This is a genomic window from Streptococcus sp. sy010 (genome assembly GCF_007859175.1).
GTDB lineage: Bacteria > Bacillota > Bacilli > Lactobacillales > Streptococcaceae > Streptococcus.
Genome location: NZ_VOHO01000004.1, coordinates 44,976 through 66,587, shown reverse-complemented (window position 1 = coordinate 66,587; position 21,612 = coordinate 44,976). Strand labels below are relative to the sequence as shown.

The following is a 21,612-nucleotide window of genomic DNA, read 5'->3' as shown; positions in this document are numbered from 1 at the left end:
CTCCTTATTTTTTACGCTTTTGTGCTTTCTTTTGTGCACGGCGAATTTTGGACGCTTTTTCTTTTTCTTCTTGGGCCAAACGTTCACGCTCAGCAATCACCTTGAAAGGATTGTTCAAGAGTAAAATTTGGAAAACTTGATAGGCATTTGACACCACCCAGTACAAGACAACTCCACTTGCCAAGCTAAAACTAATCAATAGAATCATGATTGGCATCATATAAGTCATAGCTGTCATAACACCGTTCTTTTCTACTGCAGCCTTACTCATCAGCCAAGACGATAAAAAAGTAAAGATGGCTGCTAGAGCAGGTAGGATAAAATAGGGATCTGGTTGGGCAATCTCTGCCCAGAAAAATGTTCCTGATTTGAGAAAATCCACACGAGTCAGTGCTTGATAAAGGGCCAACAACACTGGCATCTGAACCAGTAGTGGTAACAGACTAGCGTACGGATTGACGCCGTACTCCTTATATAGAGCTTGACTGGCTTCTGCCAAACGCAGACGACTGTCTGTGTCACGACCAGAATATTTCACCTGTAACGCACGCAGTTGCGGTTGGAGCTCTTGCATTTTCTGACTCGAACGCATCTGCATATTGAACAAGGGCAGAAGAAGCGTTCTAATCAGCAAGGTAAATAGCACAATCCCCAACCAAACTTGGTCACCAAAACCCAGTCCTTTGATGGCTTGGGCAAAGAGATAAACCAAACTATCCCACAAGCCCTTTGACTGACTGGTTACAGGTTCTTGACCACATGCTGATAGGAATAAAAGTGCTCCTAAAATCCATGTGCTAAACATTAGTTTTTTCTTCATGATTATTCCCTTCCTGGTAAAGTCCTGCTAATTTTAACACATGACGCAGGTTTTGTTTGAAGTCTTGATGATTAAGTTCCTCCGCTCCTTTTCGAGCAATGACGACAAAATCATAGGCTAACAGATGAGGAGAAAACTCTTGTAATAAGTGGCGAAATTGTCGTTTAATGCCATTACGAACAACAGCATTACCTAGCTTCTTGCTAACTGATAAACCAACTCGAAAGTGAGCTTGATCTTTGACCAAAAAATAGACAACAAACTTACGATTGGCCACACTTTTTCCCTGATCAAAAATCAAACTAAAGTCTTTTTCTGTTTTTACCCGATAACTTTTTCTCAAAACGCTATTCCACCTATCTAACTTACCTTTTATTATACCATAAGTGATTAAAATTCCCAAAACCTTATCAAATCAAGCCACTAAAACCACTCATGGTAAAGCTGTATTTTTCATCATATCTGTTAGAAAAGGCATGCTATTTTCTACTGCCTGTTAAGTGTTTAGCTCTAAGGCATAGCTAAGGGCACTAAGGGCATATAGGGGAGCTGTTTCTGCACGCATAATTCTAGGACCCAAGCCCACTACTTGAGCGCCAGAATCTGTAAGTAGATCAACCTCTGCTGGCGACATGCCCCCTTCTGGCCCAAAAATAAAGAGTAATTTCTGGCCAGACGCGACTTGTTCTAGCCCCTTGACCAAATTCGATTTTTCACCCGCCTTGGCACTCTCTTCATAAGCCAAAAAAATCTGATCAAACTGGGATAATTGAGCTAAAAATTCCTGCTTGTCTGCAAAAAGTTCAACATGAGGTATGCGATTTCGCTTGCTTTGTTGAGCTGCTCCTTGAGCAATCTTCGTTAATTTCTCAACTTTTTTGTTTAATTTTTTCTTGTCCCAACGCACAACCGACCAGTCTGCCGGAAAGGCCCAAATCTGACTAGCTCCTAATTCCGTCGCCTTTTGCGTGATAAAGTCTAACTTATCTCCCTTGGGAAATCCTACGGCAATCGTCACCTCAACTGGTAGCTCAACATGATCAGACAGTTCTTCTACAATCAAAAAAGTTTGACTAGCTGGATCCACTACCTTTGCCAAACGTTTGATTCCATCTTCAAATACCAAAATCACTTGATCATCCGTTTGCAAACGCATGACCGTGAACATGTGTTTGATGGTATCCTTATCTGTTATTATCACGTTCTGCCCAGTCGGTACTCCCTTTACAAAATATTCTTGCATTAGCCACCAATCACTCCTGAAACATTCTCTGTTTTTTTGAAAATGCAGGCATTCCACTCACCCTGAATCATGTGAGTTTCTAAGAAGAAACCCGCTTCTTCAGCCTTGGCTTTAACCAAGTCCCACTTGTCTGAAATAATGCCAGACATGATGAGGTACCCCTCATCCTTGACCAAACGGTAAGCATCTTCAGTCAGATTGACCAAAATATCAGCCAAGATATTGGCGACAATAACATCAGCTTCTTGCTCCACACCACGCAACAAATCGCCTGCTGCCACCTTGATATTAGCCACGGTCTGATTAAGGGCAATGTTGTCCTGTGCCACGCGCACGGCCACATCGTCCAAATCATAGGCATATATTTCCTTAGCACCTAGTAATGAACTGGCAATAGACAAAACTCCGCTCCCTGTCCCAACATCAAGAACGGTTTCACCACCACGCAAAACCTGCGACAAGGCATATAAACTCATCTTAGTGGTCGGGTGTGTTCCCGTCCCAAATGCCATACCTGGATCTAGGCGGATAACTTTTTCATTAGCACTTGCCCGATACTCCGTCCAAGATGGCACAATGGTCAAATCATGGGTAATCCGAGCCGGTTCATAGTACTTCTTCCAATTATCAGCCCAATCTTCCTCAGCCAAATCTTGCACACGAATGCTTGCATCAAGCACCTGTAAAGTCGCCAAGCCCTGCTCGATTTGCTGACGCACTTGCATCAACTCCATCGTATCTGGATAGTATCCCGTCACCTTAATCATATCTAACTGCTCTACATCAGGATAAAGCTCACCAAAACGATCTTCCTGTCCAAGATAATCAGCTGAATCACTAATAGCAACCCCCTGACTACCTGTTTCGATTAAGAGATTACTAACCAATTCTTCCTGCTCACGCTTCACCGTGAGTTCAATTTCCTGCCATTTATCCATACACAAACCTCATTTTATTTAGAATCACTATTCTTATGTTCTTTTATTTCATAATTCTTAATTTCAAACTTCCCATATGTTATCTTTTCTACGTATGGAAACAACACACATAAAGTAGCACTGAATATCAATACTAAGTCAATAACTGTTAAGCTAAACTCTAAAAAATATGACAATATTTTGTAAACAACAAATATTACCAAAAGTACTACGGCACAAATTCTACACCATTTTTCTAAATCCGTTAAAGCCTGCTTATTAAAATTTGTAAGACTTTCTCGATTTAGTATATTATATTGCACTTTCAATTCTTTGTTTGTTGGTAAAGACACTTCTTGAAATTTAAATTTCTTATCTTTTTTGTATAATTGATTATATGAATATTTCTTTTCCTGATTTTTATCAACAAGTATATAATAAACTGGGATAGCCCAACCTACTGCCTTCTGTAAATTACCAATGACACCGTTATAACCAGTCAAGCTGTCTTGGCTTTGCTCTGTAGTCAATTCTTTTATCTGAAAAATAGCAAGAATAGTATTTATCTTAGTATCTACAATAGCAAAATCTACCGTCCACTCATCTGATTTCGAATTTTTAATTTTCAGCCCTGGAATTACATGTTCTGATTTATAATTACTTCTTAATTCCTTCAGAATTTTTTTTTTGATTTCTTCCATATGCACCTCTCAATACCTCGGATAAGCATAGTAATCTGTTTCAATCAGTTCTACCTTATCTTTTTCAAAGGTTTCATTGTCCCAAGTCATGACAAAATCTTCCTGCTCATCGTCCATGAGAAAGTTCATGATACCATCTAAGCCCTCACCTGCCACTTGGTTAAGGTATTGAGCAAAATAGGCTAGAAATTCTCGTGAAAAGCCTTTTTTAGGTTCAAATGGCAGAGCCACTAGATAGTCTTCTGCGTCAAACTTGGTCTTTTCTGGATTGTAAAAAAGAACAAATTCTTCCAAGGCTACTGGCTCTTCCACATCTGCCAATCCTACTTCCAAAATAAAACTCAACTCCACTGCATGATTTTGCTTTTGCCAATCAATCGCATAATCATAGTGAAAATGCTTATCCATTTCTTCTTCCAATACTGATAAAAAACCATACTTTGCCATTGTTATCTCCTTTGTTCCATAAATGTTTCTAGATTAGTTTGATGACCGTATTTGACCGATGCTTGCCTATCTTTTTCTAAGATTGTCTTGGTCAGATCTAATTGATTAACTGCAGCCAAAGCCAAAGTATAATGTAAAATATCTGCCAACTCTTCTGCCAAACGTTCAGATAAGTCTGTTTCAGCTACTATATCTTTACGACCTGCACGCTGATTGAGTAGTTCTGCCACTTCGCCAATTTCTTCCACCAATTTCATAAAAAGAGCTTGCTCAGGCATTCCTGCTCCATAGCGATGACGCAAATAATCTTCTAAAATCGCAACTGTCACTTGAGTCATCTTCTTTTCCCCACTATCTAAATATAGTATAATAATTATACCATAAAGCATTGGAAAGGATACTTATGATAGACAATCTCGCTCTTCGCATGCGACCCCAAACCATTGATCAGATTATCGGCCAAGAGCATTTGGTTGGCACAGGTAAAATTATCCGTCGAATGGTGGAAGCCAACCGTTTAACCTCTATGATTTTATATGGCCCACCTGGCATTGGTAAGACGTCGATTGCTAGTGCTATCGCTGGCACAACCAAGTATGCCTTTCGTACCTTTAATGCTACGATTGATAGCAAAAAACGACTGCAAGAAATTGCTGAAGAAGCTAAATTTTCAGGTGGTTTAGTGCTTCTACTTGATGAAATCCACCGTTTGGATAAAACCAAGCAAGATTTTCTGCTACCGCTCCTAGAGCAAGGAATAATGATTATGATTGGGGCAACAACAGAAAATCCTTTCTTCTCTGTCACCCCTGCCATTCGTAGCCGAGTACAGATTTTTGAGCTAGAACCCTTGACCACTGACCAAGTCAAACAAGCTATCCAGCTAGCATTAACTGATAAGGAAAGAGGGTTTCCTTTCCCAGTAAGACTTGATGAGGACGCCTTGAACTTCATCGCCATTTCCACCAATGGTGATTTGCGTTCAGCCTACAATTCACTTGATTTAGCCGTTTTATCTACCCCAGAAGAAAAAGACGGTAGTCGTCATATCACGCTAGATATTATCCAAAATAGCCTGCAAAGGTCTTACATCACCATGGATAAAAATGGTGATGGGCATTACGATACCTTATCAGCCCTACAAAAATCAATCCGTGGTTCAGATGTTAATGCTAGCCTTCACTACGCTGCTCGCCTGATTGCAGCAGGAGATTTACCTAGTTTGGCTAGACGATTGACTGTGATTGCTTATGAAGATATTGGACTCGCTAACCCAGAAGCCCAAATTCATACCGTAACTGCCCTTGAGGCCGCTCAAAAGATCGGTTTTCCTGAAGCAAGGATATTGATTGCAAATGTGGTGATTGATTTAGCTTTATCTCCAAAATCCAACTCAGCCTATCTGGCTATGGATCAAGCTCTAGCTGATTTGAAAACGCATGGCAATCTTCCTATTCCTAGACACTTAAGAGATGGGCATTATGCTGGTAGCCAAGAATTAGGCAATGCCCAAAACTATCTTTATCCCCACAACTATCCTGACAAATGGGTTAAACAAGATTACCTACCTGAACAATTGGCTAGGGCAAATTATTTTCAACCCAATCAAACAGGAAAGTATGAACGAGCCTTAGCCATGACCAAAGAACGAATCGACCAACTCTTAAAAAACCATGAAAGCCTTCTCAAAAAATGACTGCTAGGACTTGAATTTTTTAATAAATGTGATATGATAAAGATATAAAAATTGCTGTGGTGTACGAATCCACACTAAGTGTTGACCGACTATTTTTTGTATTTTCGGGAGACAAAAGTCTTTTGGCAGTATGTAGGCCGTTACACTCGGAAACAACTAAGTCAAAGCGAGTCGCCCACCTGTTTACTTTGTACGGGTTCAATACAAATCGTGGATAACGGCACCAATACAGCATGTCGCCTCCTTAGCTCAGCTGGCAGAGCAGCGGACTCTTAATCCGTGGGTCGCAGGTTCGATCCCTGCAGGGGGCATAAATAACCTTTCAAAAAGCCCAATTTAATGGGCTTTTCTTATATATATATTAAATTAGAAAAATTATTTTAACGATTCAAGTTTACCAGTAAACATTGAATCTTCTGTAAGTAAATAAAAATTATCTTTTTAAAAATTTTAAACCTTAGTTAAACTGATTTCTTATGATTAAAACCTCTTGAATCAAATGTTCCAGAGATATTTCGTATACTTTTATATCCTGAATAAACTGATACTCGAAATCTCTAAAATAAGCTTTCGTTATACAACTTTTTATAAGTTTCACTTTGTTCAAGTAGTTGTTGATGGGGCCCAAAATGTTTTATTGTTCCATCCTTTTCCAATACGATAATTAAATCAGATTCAACAATAGTTTTTAAACGATGTGCAATAACAATAGTAGTTACCGTTTCTTTTATTTCCAAAAGACTCTGAATAACAAGATTTTCAGTTATTGTATCAAGATTTGCTGTTACCTCATCCATTAATAAAATTTTAGGACTACTTATTAGAGCTCGAGCAATATTTAACCTTTGTTTTTGTCCCTCAGAAAGCTGTACTCCTTCCTCTCCAATAATGGTTTCTAAGCCATCTGAAAATTGAAAGATGAACTCACTTGCTCCTGATTTTTGTATGGCATCTTGGACACTTACATCAGTCGCATCGCTATTCTTTCCGTATAGTAAATTATCCCTGATAGAACCTGAAAAAAAGCCACTTTCCTGAAAAACGCAAGAAATTTGTTTCCTCATAGATTTCGCAGAAATATTTTTTAAAGAAATATTGTCTATTAAAATATCTCCGTCGTAGTTATTAAAAAATTTTAATAGTAAAGAAAATAAAGTTGTCTTACCAGAACCGCTGGGTCCAACTATGGCTATAAATTTTTTGGCTGGGAGTTCTATATTGATATTATTTAAAATTTTCTTATCTTTGTTATAGCTGAAAGATAAGTTATGTAATGAAATCTCTCCTTTTAAAATATCAAAATTAGCTTCTTCTGATAAATCGACCTCAATATCAGCATTTAAAACATGTGTAATACGTTGTAAGGTTCCTCTAGATTCAAAAAACTCCGATATACTAGTAAAAATACTTGTCATCGGACTAATTACTTGAATAATATATAAAATAAAGGTCACCATTTCACCAATAGATAGAAGTCCCTTATTGACTTGCCAACTAGTATATAATAGAAAACTAAATACTAGAAAAATTAACAAACCAGATATTAAAGTATTAAGAATAGATGCCGTTTTAACCATATTAACAAAATTAGAATAAATATTATCAAATCTAGCACTGAAGGAATTCGCTTCTTGTTTTTCTCCTAAATAAGATTTCACTAATTTATTATTCAAAATCCTTTGAGTAAAATTTCCACTAATCGTACCTAAATAACTTTGATGTAGATGATAAAGTTGTTCTAACTTTCTATTAAATGGTATAAAAAGTAAACTAGCCAGCCCTGTTACTAAAAAAGCTATCATTGTAAGTCTAAAGTTTATTGACACAAGAATAATACTCGTACCCAAAACAATAATACTATTTATCACTAATTAGGGAATAGTTGTTGTTATCACTCTAGCTGTTGCTGATATATCATTTGTCAAGCGACTTGCAAGATCTCCTGCCGAAAATTTATTTAATTGATCAATAGGCAACGATAAACTATGATTAACAAATTCGTTTTCCATATTCTTAATAACACCCGCACCAACTTTACCCAGTAAAAATGCAGATAATCCCTGAATAATATAAATGATAAAAACGATAACCACTCCTATAAAAAGTATGCCTTTATGTGATAAAATATAATTCATTTTATCATTATCAGTTAAACTTCCTACAATAAAAGGTAAAATAAGTGCAGACAAAGCACCTATTATACTTAGAACTAATCCTAATAAAAATAAGAATTGTTCTGACTTAAGAAAAAAACGCTTAGTTAGAAATACGATAGATAATCTTTTTTTATTCCCCATCCTCCACCTCAGCTTACTAATATTGAATTTTATTATATAAGTGTAGTGAAACTACATATATAACAGTTGAATATATCATGAATAACAGCGTAAGAATCAATAAACTATCTCCAAAAGAGAACTCGTCCAAAACATTAATATAACCATTCGGAAATACATATTTGAGTAAATCAAGATGGGGAGCTATATATGAAACAAGTGCAAAAATAATTCCCACAAGCATTGTAAAACCATTTGTTAGAACAATTGAAGACAAACTAGCCACCATCATACACAGAACAAATACCAGAATCGTCCCCAAAATACTGATTATGGTATATTGCAAATCGTCAGTATTATTAGGAAGCAATCTTCCGGACGTATAAGATTGATGAATCAAGTAAGTATAGTAAGTAACTAATGACGAAAAGAAGGTTATCGTCAGATACAATATTTGAAATAGCTGGATTCCCCCTAGCTTTGCATCTAAAATAATTTTTCTACTGACATCCTTATACAGATACATCACACTACTTGTTATTTCATCTCTAAAAATTGTACTAACAATATAAATAAAAACGATCAATGGTAGAGTCATCTGATATTGTGTCGATAAGACTGCACTAAAAAATTCTAAAAAACTTAACGAACCTTCTGGTGCGCTTAGTCGCATAAAATTTGTATTAAATAGACCTACAGCAATAAGTAACATCGGAAATAAGCTGAAAGCTAATGCAATCTTTGATTCTTTTTTCTTTAACAATGCTTTAAAAAAAGGTAAAGTTAAGTAATTCATGTTTATTCCTCCACAAATAATCTTTCTAAACTATCTTTTTTTGATAAAACATTTTTGATTAGACTAGCAGCTGCAAGTTGTCCTAAAATATCATTTAACTCTTGATTATTGATAGAATTAGTTATTTCAATATTATTCTCGTTATAATCTAATCCATAATGATTTATAAGCTCCTCTATCAAATAACGATTTTCATCACTTAAACAATCATTTAACTCTATCATCATGCTGTTTTGCTTCGTATTAATATTGTCATTGGTGACCCCTGATTCAATAAAAATGTAGCGGGTGCATAACCCTTCCAATTCTGCTAATTGGTGACTAGATATAAGCATTGATGTTTTATTTAATTCTGACCATTTTTTCAAAATCTCCAATAGATTTTTAACTCCAATTGGATCTAAACCAACAAATGGTTCGTCTAATAATACAACTTTAGGCTCTGTAATAAGCGCTAAAGCTAAAGCCGTTCGTTGTTTCATACCAAACGAAAAAGCCACTGGTTTTCTATCTTTTGCCTCCCAAAGCCCAACTAATCTCAATGTTTTCTCAATATTATCCAAATATTGTTCTTTTTTATGAATTTTAAGGTATAATTTTAAGTTTTCTTCAACACTAATTTGAGGGAAAAATACAGGTTCTATCATAATTCCGAAATCTTTAAGAATATTATCTTTTTTAAAAATATCTTTACCATTAAAAAACACATTACCTTCTGTCGGCATTTGAGATTTTGATAATATTTTCAATAAAGTACTTTTTCCTGAACCATTTTTACCAACTAATCCGACAATATCTCCTTCTTCAATGATAAAGTTAGCATCTTTCAAAGAGTAGAAACTATTGCCTTTATATTTTTTTCCTAAATTTTTTACTTCAATTACTGCCATTTTTTTGTACCATACGTTCTAAAATTTTTAAGCCGATGTATTCCACTAAAAAATAAAGCAAAAATACAAATATTATCTGAGATGGTTCAATTAAACTATTATTTACCTTAATATACATCTCTCCGTTGGTTATCGTATTATTCTGAACAAATTTAACCCATAGAGTTGAACCATCTAAAAATAATCCTATCACAATATAAGTCAATAGAGAAAATAATGGGAAAACAAAACAATAATATACAGTGACATTCTTTTTCAACATCGCTAAAACAGAAAGTACTGAGTTCAATATTATTGGAAAAAGATAAATAATAAAAGTAAATCCTAAAATTGTTAAATGTGACAGATATTTTGTTCCAATAATTATTGCGAGAATATTTAGTATACTCGATATAATGATATAAAATAACATAGAGCACTCTCCTTATCCAAGCAGACTTCCAATACAAATATTATAAAACCAGTGAAAAGCAATTGCACTTTGTAGACCAAAACGATCTGCTAAAATATATAAAATAATACTAGCAGGAAATTTTGTCATAAAATTTATTAGAAAATCACCATTTAAATGCAAAAGAATTCCAAACATTAGAGATCCTAGAATTATAGCATCTCGTTTTTTAAAACTAGATAATAATACGCTTAGTATAATTAATCTAAATAAAATCTCCTCACACGTTGCAATAATAAATGCATGAGCAACCTCTTCTGATTTAAAAATAAAAATAGAAATAAACAAAACAATAGTGGTTAAAATAATAGCAGAACCAACATTAAATTTAAGTTTAATGAGTTTAAATCCTAAATAATGTAAAAATAATAATGGTATTGCTATAAATCCTATTGAAGATGAAATAGCTAAAACTATATTCATCATCACTTGATTATCTATACCTAACAAGATAACTAAAATGTTACCCACATTAATAAACAGTCCTGCCGTTACAACCATTCCAATTGGAATCATTACAGATTCAACTTTATGATAGTTTTCTGTCATATATCAAACTTTCAATAAATAAAAACAGTTGAAAGGAATAACTATCTCCTTTCAACTGCAACTATTAGTAGCTACTTTAAATTATATAATATGCAAGGATTAAAATACTCCTTACTCCTACCAATGCCATTTTTTTCCAGTATAACCAAAAGATAGAATACCTAAATTAATTTCGTTACGAGAAAATAGTTTTTTTAAAAAATTCATAACGAAACCTCCATCATTAATTTATTCAGTTAACGTTAACCTCTTTACACTTATATTATATAGATAGCGCTTTCTTTTGTCAAGAGTTTTCTTATTTTTTTAAAAAATTTTAGTCAATTTGAAAACCTTAAAACTCCATCTATTTGTATAGGTGGAATTAACTTATTCAAGTGTTACATCTCCTTCTGTGACATTAAGCGTAAGCAGTGCTGTTTGGTCATCCAAGGTCTTGGTGACTTGTTGGAAATCATCTTCTCCTTGTTGAGTGTTGGCACCCTTCATAAGATCAGGAGCAACTTTTAAGGTGCCACCCATCACCGACAAGTCAAGTCCTAATTTGTTTCTACTATCTGAGGCTAACTGAAGATTGATACTATTGTCCTCATTAGTCAATTTAACATCTTCTTTTAGAGAAAGGCCGCTAATGTCAATCTCTGTAGAAGAACCAGTAAGAGTAACCTTATCCAAAGTTAGATTATTAGCAGTCAAATCCCCTCCACTCAAGATGATGTTAGATTGAGCAAGATTGGTATTAGTAAATAGAACAGTACTTTCTACTACATCTAGTCTTAAATTATCCAATTGACTGTTTTGGAAAGACAGCTGCATACTTTCACCATCTCCACTTGTGATACGACCACCAAAAATTTGGCTCGATTGAACATTAACACTGCCTACTAAATCAACTTGATCAATCACTTGATTATTGATTTGAATTTCTCCTAGGACAACATCACCAACTACACTCGTTAAACGTTTCCCCTTTGGAATAGATAGCACCACCGTCTGCTTCTCTGATTGTTTATCATTCAAAAAATACCCAACAGCAGTCAAGAAACCTGTAACTCTTGATTGATTACTTTCTTCACTAAGAGTTAATTTACCCTGATTATTTCTAACGTTTAGCTGACCTAGATAATTCTTATTATCATAGTAAGACAGGTGAACCTTATCATCACTTGATTCTTCAATTTTCATACGACGTGTAAACAAGGTCAAATCCAGATCAGTCACTTGATCGTAAGTCTCGGTTTGTTGAACAAAATCTCCTGAATACGTTTTAATATCATCAAGGCCTCCATTAAGATAGCCAAGTCCTAAAAATCCTAGACCCAACATTGCACTAATACTACCTGTTAGAAACAGTCTTTTTTGCCATTTTTTCATGCTTTTTTCCCTCTTTTTCTAATCCATTTCATCATCACAAGAACTACCCAAAGCAGCATTTTTCCTAATATCAAGATAAACCAGACACCGAACAGAAAAATTGCTAAACATACCAAGGCTAATCCTACTGACATACTCGCTGCTGCTAGAGATGTTTGAGCCAACATATACGCTTCCCACAAACTAACTCCAAAGCCAAAAACAAGTGTCATCATAACAGCGAATCCAAACACGGTCATAGTCACCACGACACCAATTAACAGAAGAAAGATTGGAATCGCAAAGGGACTAATTAGAATTGCTGAGATTAGAATTAAGATAAGTTTTTTATTCGATGATTGTTTACTCTCATCTAGCAAATGTTTGTCTAAAATATTGTCAATAATATCTTGAGCTGCCTGCCTAGGACTACCTAACTCTGCCATAATTTCAGCTTCTTTATCAGGCCCTGCCTCAGCAAAATATTCTTCAAAATAATCCATGGCCTCTTGATAATCTTCTCGAGGCAACTTCTTCAAATACTTACTTAATTTTCCCAAATACTCGGTCTTAGTCATTGTTCAATCTCCCTTCAATAATGTTATCCACTGTCGTGCGATAATCTTGCCAAGCTAGCTTCAAAAATTCTAACTGCTGACGCCCTTGTTCTGTAATCGTATAATACTTTCGCTGTCGCCCCTGATATTCCTTACTATAGGTTTCCAAATAACCTGCCTTTTGTAATTTTTTCAAGATTGGATAAAGGGTTGACTCCTTGATACTTGCTAAAAACTTAACTGTTTGACTAATTTCATAACCATAGGAATCGTCACGATCAACAATCGCCAAGATTAAAAATTCAATCAAAACAGATGACGTTGGAAAGTACATCTTTTTCCTCCTTTTTTATTATATATAATTTTTATATATAAATATTTTATACATCAAGTATATAGCAAGTTAATTGTCCTGTCAAGCCTAATATATAAATTTTTTATATATTTTTTGAAACAACAAAAAAACAGTCACTTGGACTGTTTTTTATCTGTTATTTTTTCTTATAAGTTTCTGGGAGTGTCATGATCATCAAAAGATAAACAACTGGTACTAGGAAGTAGAAGATGTTAGATGCCCAGTAACCCATGTTGGCATAAATCCAACTCCAAATGAAATTCAAGATAGTGTAAAGACCATAAGTTACACCCCAGATAATACCAAACATCAAGGTTGCTTTTTGTGGGTTCATATTTGGCAACTCATGTGGAATATTGAGATAAACTGCATATTGGTAGAAAATCAAGAAACCACTCACAAAGAACAATAGGTAAGCTAGTAGCGATAATTTAAGGACAGCTACTGAAATAATACCAAGTGCCATTGACGCAATTGCAAGAATACCTAGCATTACCAAGTATGGTTTACGTTCGCGGTTTACAGGACTCTTCAAACGAACCAAGGTTCCCATGATACCACCACCAGATACAGCAAGAACCATGTAACTAGCTTGGAAAATTTCTGGGAATTCTTTTGCCAATTGATTTGGAACAGTGTTTAGTGACATTACATAAAGGATAAGAAAGGCTGCAAATCCGACAGCAAAACGCCATACAAACGAATCTTTAAGAGCCATACCGTATGAGTAAGTTGCCACTTGATCGGTACTTTGACCTCCTGTTTCAAAATCTTCAGCACAAACCAACCAAACAACAAAGGTTACAATCGCAACGAATGCAACACCACTAAGGGTAATACGCCAATCCATACGCAAAGCGTCTGCCCATAGAGCAAAAGCTACTGCGATTAAGAAAGCGCCAATATTGTAACTAGCAGTGATAAAAGATGAGTAGAACAGTTTTTTATCTTGAGAAACAAAGCGAACAACGACTGGGTTCATATAAACCATGATCATTGAACCACCAAGTGCCATAATCATACGAGCTACGATGTAGAACCAATAGTTAGGCATCCAAGCTGCCACCATGGCAAAACAGAGAAGAGCAATGGCTACTTGTGCCGCTTTTTTAATACCTAATTTAACCAAAACAGCCGCTGCTAAGAAATTGGCAATAACACGAGCAATCGTGATTGTATAGTTAACCATTTCCGAGATAGTTGGGTCAACCCCTTTATCTCCAAAAAACGTTGCAACTACTTGGGGACCTAAACTAGATCCGCCGACCCAGCTGGCTGCAAATGTGATATAAGCAATCAGCAAGGTATAAAACATGAGAATACCCTTTTTAGGGCTGATATCTTTAGTTGTCATAACAACCTCCTTATTTTGATAGCGTTTTCATATAATAATATATCAAGAAAGTAAGAGTTTTGTCAATGGGTACGCTCATTTATTTTCAAGTATATTTTTTCACAAAATAGACGACTTTTACATAAAGAAAAAATAAAAGAAAGCCTAAACTATTCAAAGATACCGTCATCACTATCAATTTACTCTATCTTACCAGTCAATTGAACCAGAAGAAAGTATGGTTTTCAACAAAATAAAAAAGTCCATAAGACATGGACTTTTTGAATATAATACTTAAAATTAAAGCATTTTGTTGTAGAATTCAACGACAAGAGCTTCGTTGATTTCTGGGTTGATCTCATCACGCTCTGGCAAGCGAGTCAATGAACCTTCTAATTTTTCAGCATCAAATGATACGAAAGCTGGACGACCAAGTGTTGCTTCAACCGCTTCAAGAATCGCTGGTACTTTAATTGATTTTTCACGAACTGAAATCACTTGACCAACTTCAACACGATATGATGGGATATCTACACGTTTACCATCAACCAAGATATGACCATGGTTAACGAATTGACGTGCTTGACGACGAGTTGTTGCAAGACCTAGACGGTAAACAACGTTGTCAAGACGACGCTCAAGAAGAAGCATGAAGTTAAAACCAAGTGTTCCACCTTTAACTTTTGAAGCTTGAACGAACAAGTTACGGAATTGTTTTTCGTTCATTCCGTAAGAGAAACGAAGTTTTTGTTTCTCAGCTAATTGCAAACCGTACTCAGAAAGTTTAGAACGGTTGTTTGGTCCATGTTGACCTGGCACATAGTTACGACGTGCCAATTCTTTACCTGTACCTGTAAGTGAAAGCCCCAAGCGACGAGCTTGTTTCCATGATGGTCCTGTATAACGTGACATTGAAATGTCCTCCATAAAAAATTTATTATGGAAATAGTCTTAAAAGAATCCTGATTCGTGCAGTTAATCTTCGCCCAAACAGCAAAGGTTACTAATTTAACAACTAACTGTTGACGAGCTCCATATTCTTATTGCTGCTATTTCACATAAAACTTAGTATAACAAAAAAACTAGGACTTGTAAAGCCCTAGTTACTCTTTATCTAAATAACGAATCAAAGTTTTCTCAGTCAAAATATCCGAGTAAGTGTAAGATTCAACATAAGTATTTTCTGGAGTTCCTGGCATAGAAGCTGCGTCTGTGTATTCAACAATAAAGAGAGATTGATACACTTCTGTCAAACGTCCAACTTTTGTTTTTTCACGTTTACGACCATGCTCTAAGGTCATTTCAACTAATTGCCCTTCATGGTTTTTAATATCTTCTTTGATTTTTTTCATCTTTGCCACATCAGCAAAAGCATCACTACTCATCTATTTCTCCTAACTTTCTTCAAAATGGGCAATGGTTGAGAATTTATTGTACTCTTTTTGGAACATCAATTTGACCGTTCCACGTGCCCCACTACGATTTTTTTCTAAAATAACTTCAATGGTATTGTCAGTCAAGGCCTGTTCATCTTCTTTATCGCCACGATCATAGTAATCTTCACGGTAAAGAAAGGCAACGATATCTGCATCTTGCTCGATAGACCCTGATTCACGAATATCAGATAGAATTGGACGCTTGTCTTGACGTTGTTCAACTCCACGAGAAAGCTGACTGAGCGCAATAACTGGCACTCGCAACTCTTTGGCCAAGATTTTCAGTTGCCGAGAAATCTCTGATACCTCTTGTTGACGATTTTCTGGTCTTGTTCCTGTGATTAACTGCAAATAATCAATGACGATAAGGCCCAAACCACCTTCAACTTCCTTATCAAGTTTACGACTTCTCGCTCTAATCTCTGTAATTTTAATCCCTGGTGTATCATCGATAAAAATCGGTGCCTCTGCCAAAGTACCCTGAGCAATCGTTAAGCTCTGCCACTCTTGATCGGTTAGCTTACCTGTCCGTAAATGGTGAGAATCTACTAGACCCTCAGCTGCCAACATCCGATCCACTAGACTTTCTGCTCCCATTTCCAGAGAGAAGATCGCCACTGCACGCCCTTGTTTTGTCCCAACATTTTGAGCAATATTAAGCACAAACGCTGTCTTTCCGACTGCTGGTCGAGCTGCCAAAATAACCAACTGATCAGGATGTAAACCTGTTGTCATGCGATCCAAGTCACGAAATCCTGTCGGCAAACCTGTCACATCTGACGTTTGACGTGAACGGATTTCTAAGTTTTCATAGTTGAGTTTAAGCACATCAGAAATCTTTTGAAAGCCATTGGCATGCGAACGCTCATTGATTTCCAGTAACTGCTTTTCTGCCTTAGCGATTAACTCATCTGAATCTTGAGTTCCCTCATAGGCCAAATTGACCGTTTCTGTCAATCTACTAATCAACTGACGAAGCTGTGCTTTTTCAGCAACTAAACGTGCATAGTATTCCGCATTAGCACTGGTTGGTACACTATTGACCAACTCGGCTAGATAAGAAACACCACCTACATTAGCCAAATCTCCTTGTCGATCCAAGATATTTCGAATCGTTGTTGCATCAATAGCCTCATTACGATCGTTGAGAGTGACCATGGCTTGAAACACAACTCGATTAGCATACTTGTAAAAATCATCTGGGTCAAGATATTCACAGACAGTTACCAGCTTGTCTGGTGAGATAAAAATCGCTCCTAAGACAGACTGTTCTGCAACTAAATCTTGTGGTTGAAGCCGTAGTTCTTGTACATCAGACATCTTTACCTCCTATCTTGACAAGGTTGTCAACTTATTTACGCTTGCTTGACACTTAGTTGAATTAAACCGTCCACTTCTTTATGTAGCTTAACTGGCACTTCAATTAAGCCCAAGGCACGCAGTGGTTGCTCCAATTGGATGTGACGCTTGTCAACCTTAATGCCATGTTGCTTGTCTAATTCTTCAGCAATCTTCTTCGCTGTAATTGAACCAAAAGTGCGACCATCTGGACCAACTTTTTCAACAAATTTCACAACAAGATTTTCCTGAGCTAATTGCTCCTTAATAGCTTTAGCTTCAGCCAACTGTTCTGCTTGAGCTTTTGCCTCAGATTTTTGCTTACCACGTAATTCACCTAGGGCTTGGCTTGTTGCTTCTTTAGCCAAATTTTTCTTAATCAAGAAGTTTTGAGCGTACCCTGTAGGTACTTCTTTAACTTCACCTTTTTTTCCTTTACCCTTAACATCTTGTAAAAATACAACTTTCATCTTAATTCTCCTTTGTATAACAATGTTTTCTAATAGTAGTAATCAATAAATTATAGGCTTGCGTGACAGTCATATCTTGTAACTGACAAGCTGCCAGATTGAAATGGCCACCGCCACCCATATCTTCCATAATACGTTGAACATTGACTTGATTGCGACTACGAGCAGAAATTGCCACTTGGTTGTCAGCTGTTTTCACAACTGTAAAGCTGGCGTCAATCCCTGACATGGTCAACAGCGTATCTGCTGCCTTACTAGCAATGACATTGGTATAAGTGATATAGTCTGTACCATTTGCCACAATGATATTATCGTAGAGCCGCTCGCCTCTTAGAATCAACTTATTGACCAGACGATACTCATCAAAATCAGTAGCCGAAATCGCTTGAATGACACTATTATCACTTCCGATATTTCTCAAATAACTAGCGACATCAAAGGTTCGACTGGTCACACGATTAGAGAAATTCTTGGTATCAAGCATGATACCTGCCATTATCAAACTAGCTTTTACCTTACTCAAACGTTTTTTAGCCCCTTGAAATTGAATCAATTCAGTGACTAATTCACAAGCACTGCTTGCACCACTCTCAACAAAAGTCAAAATCGCATTTTTGGGGAAGTCCTGATCACGACGATGATGGTCAATTACAATCACTTCTGTAAACTGATCGTAAAGCTCCCTTGACAAAGTCAAAGAAAGTTTTGAATGATCAACCATGATTAACAAGGACTGATCTGTGACTAGATCCATGGCTTCTTCAATCGTCAAAATGGCTTGATAGTCTTCATTTTCTAATTGAGAAAGCGAACGTTTAATGTCTTCACTAAGGTGATTAGGATCATAAACGACATAGGCTTTATCTAACAGACTAGCAGCAAAATGCTGCATCCCAACTGAAGCACCCAAAGCATCTAAATCTAGTTTCTTATGACCAACCACAAAGACCTGATCTGCCATGCGAATCTTATCAGAAATCGCCGTCATCATTGCTCTGGTACGTGTTCGTGAACGCTTAATCGTTGACGCTGTTCCGCCACCAAAATACATGACTTTTTGATGTTCAGCATTTTCTTTAACAACTGCCTGGTCGCCCCCACGCATCAGAGCCATATTTAAGTTCTGATTAGCTAGACTACCAATTTGATCATAGTCCCCTCTACCGTAGGAAGCACCAATACTCAAGGTCAGAGATAGCTCTTTTTCTTTAGCGGCCTTACGAAACTCTTCCAAAATATCAAACTTATTCGCTATCAACTCTTGTAACATTTGATAATCGGTAAAAAAGAGAAAACGGTCACTCGCCAAACGACGATAAAACATCTGACGTTCTTGAACAAATTTGGCAATAAAATCAGCCACAAAACTATTGATTTGAGAAACCTGAGCATCTGACAAATCATCCGTTACTTCATCATAATTATCCACAGAAATCAACCCAATAACTGATTGAAAATCCAAGCGCTGACGAGCTTGTTCTGATACGGTGACATTGAAAAAATAGAGGATTTCTTTGTCCCAGTAAACCGTATAATCTTTCCCTGACAAACTAAAGGTTGAATTGCTAGGATGATTCAAGCTATTGATGACAAAGGTTTCCATAGCCAAAGTATCTACCTGACCAGAATCAGTGGTGAAGACCAATTCCGTATAAGGATTAAACCATGAAATTTCCTTACTTATTTCATCAAAACGAATCACCCCTACTGGCATCTGGTCCAAAAGTCGTTTAAGACTTTCTTCTGTTTGCTCATTCAAAAGGGAGATTTGTTCCAAATCAGTTAGATGATAGGATTGTTTTTGATAAAATAACAGACCAATCAAGAAACCAATAGCTAAAAAGATAGCTGTCAGTAAAACAATTTCTGATTGGGTTAGGCGAACACAAATGGCCAATAAGCCAAATAAGATACAGCCAATCATCAGAAGTTGAAATTTTGTTAAACGAAATATTCTCATTTATAAACCTCTTAAATGGTTATTATACCATAAAAGATAGGAGAAAAAAAGCCTTGAAAATCTAGCCCTTACGACTGGCTTTTTTATTTCCTTCCAAATAGACCATAAGAATTGAAATGTCTGCTGGATTAACGCCTGAAATCCGACTCGCCTGGCCAATCGTTTCAGGATTGATTTTCTTAAACTTCTGTCTAGCTTCTGTCGCAATCGAATCAATATCATCCCAATCAATAGTCGCTGGAATGCGTTTTTCTTCCATTCGCTTCATCTTCGCCACTTGATCCAATGCTTTGTTGATATAGCCTTCATACTTGATTTCAGTTTCTAAAAGCTCAATCACTTTACTATCCAAATCTTCTGCTGCTGGACCAACAAAATCTACTACCGTTTCATAGCTAATCTCTGGTCGACGCATAAATTCTTTGGCTGTCATCGCATCGGTTAAAGGTTTAAATCCTAGAGCAGTCACTCGCTCATTGGTTTCTTTAACAGGCTTTAATTTGATACTATCCAAGCGTTTAAGTTCATTCTCAAATTGAGCTTTTTTAATCTCAAAGACTTGGTAACGTTCGTCATCGACCAAACCAACTTGACGTCCAATTTCAGTTAGACGCATGTCGGCATTATCATGACGTAAAATCAAACGATACTCTGCTCGACTGGTCAACAAACGATAGGGTTCCAAGGTTCCCTTGGTGACCAAATCATCAATCATCACCCCGATGTAAGCATCACTACGTTTCAAAATCAATTCTGGCTTGCCTTGGACTTTCATAGCTGCATTGATACCGGCAATCAAGCCTTGGCCTGCCGCCTCTTCATAACCTGATGTGCCATTAGTCTGACCTGCTGTGAACAAACCTGAAATCAGTTTGGTTTCTAAGGTCGCTCGCAATTGATGAGGCAAGACAATATCATACTCAATCGCATAACCAGTTCGCATCATCTCGGCATTCTCTAATCCTTTAATAGAATGGAGCAAGTCACGTTGAACATCTTCTGGCAAACTGGTTGACAAACCTTGGACATAAACTTCTTCTGTATTGCGACCCTCTGGTTCCAAGAAGAGTTGATGACGCTCTTTATCTGCAAAACGAACAATCTTATCTTCAATTGATGGGCAATAACGTGGCCCAACACCTTGAACAATCCCTGAAAACATCGGAGCACGATGCAGGTTAGCATTGATAATGGCATGGCTATCAGCATTGGTGTAGGTCAACCAACAAGGGATTTGATCTTGTAAATAGTCTTGGTCTTTAGACAAAAATGAGAAGTGATTAGGTTTTTCATCTCCAGGCTGAATCTCAGTCACCTCATAATTGATTGACGACGCCTTAACACGTGGAGGAGTTCCTGTCTTAAAACGTCCAATTTCCAAACCTAAATTTTTCAAATTATCTGCCAAGGTCACAGAAGCTAGACTATTATTTGGCCCTGACGAATATTTCAAATCTCCAATGATAATCTCGCCACGCAAAGCCGTACCAGTTGTCACAACAACCGTTTTAGCACCATAAGATTGACCAGTTGCCGTAACCACACCCACAACCTGACCATCTTCTACTAAAATATCATCAATCATAGTCTGACGCAAGGTTAGGTTTTCTTGATTTTCAACCGTTTTTTTCATCTCATTGGCATAAAGTACTTTATCTGCTTGAGCACGAAGTGCACGAACGGCAGGACCTTTACCTGTATTGAGCATCTTCATTTGAATATAGGTCTTGTCAATATTCTTACCCATTTCTCCACCAAGGGCATCAATCTCACGTACCACAATTCCCTTGGCTGAACCACCAATAGACGGATTACACGGCATAAAAGCCAACATATCTAGGTTAATGGTCGCAAGTAAGGTTTGGCAGCCCATACGAGCCGCTGCCAAGCTGGCTTCTACCCCAGCATGACCTGCACCAATCACAATCACATCATAGTTTTCAATAAATTGAGTCATGTCTTCTCTTTTCTAAAATTTCTTGTAACTGCTACAATTACTGCGCGCTGCAATATTTAAAACAGCT

The 21,612-nt window shown here is 36.7% G+C and carries 23 protein-coding genes, 1 tRNA gene, 1 other RNA gene and 1 pseudogene; 3 read left to right on the top strand and 23 right to left on the bottom strand.

The window, feature by feature from the left end:
* Positions 1-4 precede the first annotated feature (4 nt).
* From FRX51_RS04545 to FRX51_RS04515, 7 genes are all read right to left on the bottom strand, one after another.
* A complete protein-coding gene (locus FRX51_RS04545; protein ID WP_146496237.1) occupies positions 5-820 on the bottom strand; it encodes a YidC/Oxa1 family membrane protein insertase in 816 nt (271 codons plus the stop codon).
* Complete coding sequence (gene rnpA, locus FRX51_RS04540) at positions 798-1,163, bottom strand: ribonuclease P protein component (protein WP_146461345.1); 366 nt, start codon at positions 1,161-1,163, stop codon at positions 798-800. The genes FRX51_RS04545 and rnpA overlap by 23 nt, the downstream gene beginning before the upstream one ends.
* Positions 1,164-1,316: 153 nt before the next feature.
* A complete protein-coding gene (locus FRX51_RS04535; RefSeq protein WP_146496235.1) occupies positions 1,317-2,063 on the bottom strand; it encodes a 16S rRNA (uracil(1498)-N(3))-methyltransferase in 747 nt (248 codons plus the stop codon).
* A complete protein-coding gene (gene prmA / locus FRX51_RS04530; RefSeq protein ID WP_146496233.1) occupies positions 2,063-3,001 on the bottom strand; it encodes a 50S ribosomal protein L11 methyltransferase in 939 nt (312 codons plus the stop codon). The genes FRX51_RS04535 and prmA overlap by 1 nt, the downstream gene beginning before the upstream one ends.
* A gap of 14 nt (positions 3,002-3,015) precedes the next feature.
* Positions 3,016-3,681: a hypothetical protein gene (locus FRX51_RS04525; protein WP_146496231.1), complete on the bottom strand. Its 666-nt coding sequence runs from the start codon at positions 3,679-3,681 to the stop codon at positions 3,016-3,018.
* A 9-nt stretch (positions 3,682-3,690) separates the two neighbouring features.
* The gene (locus FRX51_RS04520) at positions 3,691-4,128 is read right to left on the bottom strand and encodes a DUF3013 family protein (protein WP_146496229.1); all 438 of its coding nucleotides are present in this window, start codon (positions 4,126-4,128) and stop codon (positions 3,691-3,693) included.
* A 2-nt stretch (positions 4,129-4,130) separates the two neighbouring features.
* Complete coding sequence (locus tag FRX51_RS04515; RefSeq protein WP_146496227.1) at positions 4,131-4,466, bottom strand: MazG nucleotide pyrophosphohydrolase domain-containing protein; 336 nt, start codon at positions 4,464-4,466, stop codon at positions 4,131-4,133.
* Positions 4,467-4,531: 65 nt separating this feature from the next.
* Here FRX51_RS04515 and FRX51_RS04510 point away from each other — a divergent pair, with 65 nt between their 5' ends.
* The 3 genes from FRX51_RS04510 (at position 4,532) to FRX51_RS04500 (ending at position 6,135) form a co-directional block, all read left to right on the top strand.
* Positions 4,532-5,824 carry a replication-associated recombination protein A gene (locus tag FRX51_RS04510; RefSeq protein WP_146496224.1) on the top strand — a complete coding sequence of 431 codons (1,293 nt, stop codon included), beginning with the start codon at positions 4,532-4,534 and terminating at the stop codon, positions 5,822-5,824.
* Positions 5,825-5,872: 48 nt separating this feature from the next.
* A non-coding RNA gene (gene ssrS / locus FRX51_RS04505) (6S RNA) lies at positions 5,873-6,063 on the top strand.
* A tRNA-Lys gene (locus FRX51_RS04500) sits at positions 6,063-6,135 on the top strand. Before ssrS ends, FRX51_RS04500 begins: the two co-directional genes overlap by 1 nt.
* A gap of 246 nt (positions 6,136-6,381) precedes the next feature.
* Here the strand turns inward: FRX51_RS04500 and FRX51_RS04495 are convergent.
* From FRX51_RS04495 to mnmG, 16 genes and pseudogenes are all read right to left on the bottom strand, one after another.
* Positions 6,382-7,239 (bottom strand): ABC transporter ATP-binding protein, encoded by an 858-nt coding sequence (locus tag FRX51_RS04495; protein WP_261379803.1) that lies wholly within the window; start codon positions 7,237-7,239, stop codon positions 6,382-6,384.
* Between the two features lie 9 nt (positions 7,240-7,248).
* Positions 7,249-8,121 (bottom strand): annotated as a pseudogene (locus FRX51_RS05895) (ABC transporter transmembrane domain-containing protein); the annotation flags it as partial.
* Between the two features lie 16 nt (positions 8,122-8,137).
* A complete protein-coding gene (locus tag FRX51_RS04485; RefSeq protein ID WP_146496218.1) occupies positions 8,138-8,896 on the bottom strand; it encodes a hypothetical protein in 759 nt (252 codons plus the stop codon).
* 2 nt (positions 8,897-8,898) lie between these two features.
* Complete coding sequence (locus tag FRX51_RS04480) at positions 8,899-9,786, bottom strand: ABC transporter ATP-binding protein (RefSeq protein WP_146496216.1); 888 nt, start codon at positions 9,784-9,786, stop codon at positions 8,899-8,901.
* The gene (locus tag FRX51_RS04475) at positions 9,773-10,198 is read right to left on the bottom strand and encodes an Msa family membrane protein (RefSeq protein WP_146496214.1); all 426 of its coding nucleotides are present in this window, start codon (positions 10,196-10,198) and stop codon (positions 9,773-9,775) included. The genes FRX51_RS04480 and FRX51_RS04475 overlap by 14 nt, the downstream gene beginning before the upstream one ends.
* Positions 10,199-10,210: 12 nt before the next feature.
* A complete protein-coding gene (locus FRX51_RS04470; RefSeq protein WP_146496212.1) occupies positions 10,211-10,786 on the bottom strand; it encodes a CPBP family intramembrane glutamic endopeptidase in 576 nt (191 codons plus the stop codon).
* Between the two features lie 369 nt (positions 10,787-11,155).
* A complete protein-coding gene (locus FRX51_RS04465) occupies positions 11,156-12,160 on the bottom strand; it encodes a DUF4097 family beta strand repeat-containing protein (RefSeq protein ID WP_146496211.1) in 1,005 nt (334 codons plus the stop codon).
* Entirely contained in the window at positions 12,157-12,717 is a 561-nt protein-coding gene (locus FRX51_RS04460; RefSeq protein ID WP_146496209.1) for a DUF1700 domain-containing protein, read from the bottom strand. Before FRX51_RS04460 ends, FRX51_RS04465 begins: the two co-directional genes overlap by 4 nt.
* Positions 12,710-13,030 (bottom strand): PadR family transcriptional regulator, encoded by a 321-nt coding sequence (locus FRX51_RS04455; RefSeq protein WP_146496207.1) that lies wholly within the window; start codon positions 13,028-13,030, stop codon positions 12,710-12,712. Before FRX51_RS04455 ends, FRX51_RS04460 begins: the two co-directional genes overlap by 8 nt.
* Before the next feature lie 157 nt (positions 13,031-13,187).
* Positions 13,188-14,405 (bottom strand): MFS transporter, encoded by a 1,218-nt coding sequence (locus FRX51_RS04450; protein WP_146496205.1) that lies wholly within the window; start codon positions 14,403-14,405, stop codon positions 13,188-13,190.
* Positions 14,406-14,684: 279 nt separating this feature from the next.
* On the bottom strand, positions 14,685-15,296 hold the full coding sequence (gene rpsD / locus FRX51_RS04445; protein WP_146461366.1) for a 30S ribosomal protein S4: 612 nt from the start codon (positions 15,294-15,296) through the stop codon (positions 14,685-14,687).
* 191 nt (positions 15,297-15,487) lie between these two features.
* Positions 15,488-15,769: a Veg family protein gene (locus FRX51_RS04440; RefSeq protein WP_146496203.1), complete on the bottom strand. Its 282-nt coding sequence runs from the start codon at positions 15,767-15,769 to the stop codon at positions 15,488-15,490.
* 9 nt (positions 15,770-15,778) lie between these two features.
* Positions 15,779-17,140: a replicative DNA helicase gene (dnaB, locus tag FRX51_RS04435; protein WP_146496201.1), complete on the bottom strand. Its 1,362-nt coding sequence runs from the start codon at positions 17,138-17,140 to the stop codon at positions 15,779-15,781.
* 35 nt (positions 17,141-17,175) lie between these two features.
* Positions 17,176-17,628 carry a 50S ribosomal protein L9 gene (rplI, locus tag FRX51_RS04430; RefSeq protein WP_146496199.1) on the bottom strand — a complete coding sequence of 151 codons (453 nt, stop codon included), beginning with the start codon at positions 17,626-17,628 and terminating at the stop codon, positions 17,176-17,178.
* A gap of 1 nt (position 17,629) precedes the next feature.
* Complete coding sequence (locus FRX51_RS04425; protein WP_146496197.1) at positions 17,630-19,588, bottom strand: DHH family phosphoesterase; 1,959 nt, start codon at positions 19,586-19,588, stop codon at positions 17,630-17,632.
* A 61-nt stretch (positions 19,589-19,649) separates the two neighbouring features.
* Positions 19,650-21,545 carry a tRNA uridine-5-carboxymethylaminomethyl(34) synthesis enzyme MnmG gene (mnmG, locus tag FRX51_RS04420; protein ID WP_146496195.1) on the bottom strand — a complete coding sequence of 632 codons (1,896 nt, stop codon included), beginning with the start codon at positions 21,543-21,545 and terminating at the stop codon, positions 19,650-19,652.
* Between the last annotated feature and the right edge of the window lie 67 nt (positions 21,546-21,612).

Bases quoted from the DNA above. Each gene is read 5' to 3' on its own strand.
- FRX51_RS04545 (WP_146496237.1), bottom strand. From the start codon at position 820: ATGAAGAAAAAACTAATGTTTAGCACATGGATTTTAGGAGCACTTTTA.
- FRX51_RS04535 (WP_146496235.1), bottom strand. From the start codon at position 2,063: ATGCAAGAATATTTTGTAAAGGGAGTACCGACTGGGCAGAACGTGATA.
- prmA (WP_146496233.1), bottom strand. From the start codon at position 3,001: ATGGATAAATGGCAGGAAATTGAACTCACGGTGAAGCGTGAGCAGGAA.
- FRX51_RS04525 (WP_146496231.1), bottom strand. From the start codon at position 3,681: ATGGAAGAAATCAAAAAAAAAATTCTGAAGGAATTAAGAAGTAATTAT.
- FRX51_RS04520 (WP_146496229.1), bottom strand. From the start codon at position 4,128: ATGGCAAAGTATGGTTTTTTATCAGTATTGGAAGAAGAAATGGATAAG.
- FRX51_RS04515 (WP_146496227.1), bottom strand. From the start codon at position 4,466: ATGACTCAAGTGACAGTTGCGATTTTAGAAGATTATTTGCGTCATCGC.
- FRX51_RS04510 (WP_146496224.1), top strand. From the start codon at position 4,532: ATGATAGACAATCTCGCTCTTCGCATGCGACCCCAAACCATTGATCAG.
- FRX51_RS04495 (WP_261379803.1), bottom strand. From the start codon at position 7,239: ATGACAAGTATTTTTACTAGTATATCGGAGTTTTTTGAATCTAGAGGA.
- FRX51_RS04485 (WP_146496218.1), bottom strand. From the start codon at position 8,896: ATGAATTACTTAACTTTACCTTTTTTTAAAGCATTGTTAAAGAAAAAA.
- FRX51_RS04480 (WP_146496216.1), bottom strand. From the start codon at position 9,786: ATGGCAGTAATTGAAGTAAAAAATTTAGGAAAAAAATATAAAGGCAAT.
- FRX51_RS04475 (WP_146496214.1), bottom strand. From the start codon at position 10,198: ATGTTATTTTATATCATTATATCGAGTATACTAAATATTCTCGCAATA.
- FRX51_RS04470 (WP_146496212.1), bottom strand. From the start codon at position 10,786: ATGACAGAAAACTATCATAAAGTTGAATCTGTAATGATTCCAATTGGA.
- FRX51_RS04465 (WP_146496211.1), bottom strand. From the start codon at position 12,160: ATGAAAAAATGGCAAAAAAGACTGTTTCTAACAGGTAGTATTAGTGCA.
- FRX51_RS04460 (WP_146496209.1), bottom strand. From the start codon at position 12,717: ATGACTAAGACCGAGTATTTGGGAAAATTAAGTAAGTATTTGAAGAAG.
- FRX51_RS04455 (WP_146496207.1), bottom strand. From the start codon at position 13,030: ATGTACTTTCCAACGTCATCTGTTTTGATTGAATTTTTAATCTTGGCG.
- FRX51_RS04450 (WP_146496205.1), bottom strand. From the start codon at position 14,405: ATGACAACTAAAGATATCAGCCCTAAAAAGGGTATTCTCATGTTTTAT.
- rpsD (WP_146461366.1), bottom strand. From the start codon at position 15,296: ATGTCACGTTATACAGGACCATCATGGAAACAAGCTCGTCGCTTGGGG.
- FRX51_RS04440 (WP_146496203.1), bottom strand. From the start codon at position 15,769: ATGAGTAGTGATGCTTTTGCTGATGTGGCAAAGATGAAAAAAATCAAA.
- dnaB (WP_146496201.1), bottom strand. From the start codon at position 17,140: ATGTCTGATGTACAAGAACTACGGCTTCAACCACAAGATTTAGTTGCA.
- rplI (WP_146496199.1), bottom strand. From the start codon at position 17,628: ATGAAAGTTGTATTTTTACAAGATGTTAAGGGTAAAGGAAAAAAAGGT.
- FRX51_RS04425 (WP_146496197.1), bottom strand. From the start codon at position 19,588: ATGAGAATATTTCGTTTAACAAAATTTCAACTTCTGATGATTGGCTGT.
- mnmG (WP_146496195.1), bottom strand. From the start codon at position 21,545: ATGACTCAATTTATTGAAAACTATGATGTGATTGTGATTGGTGCAGGT.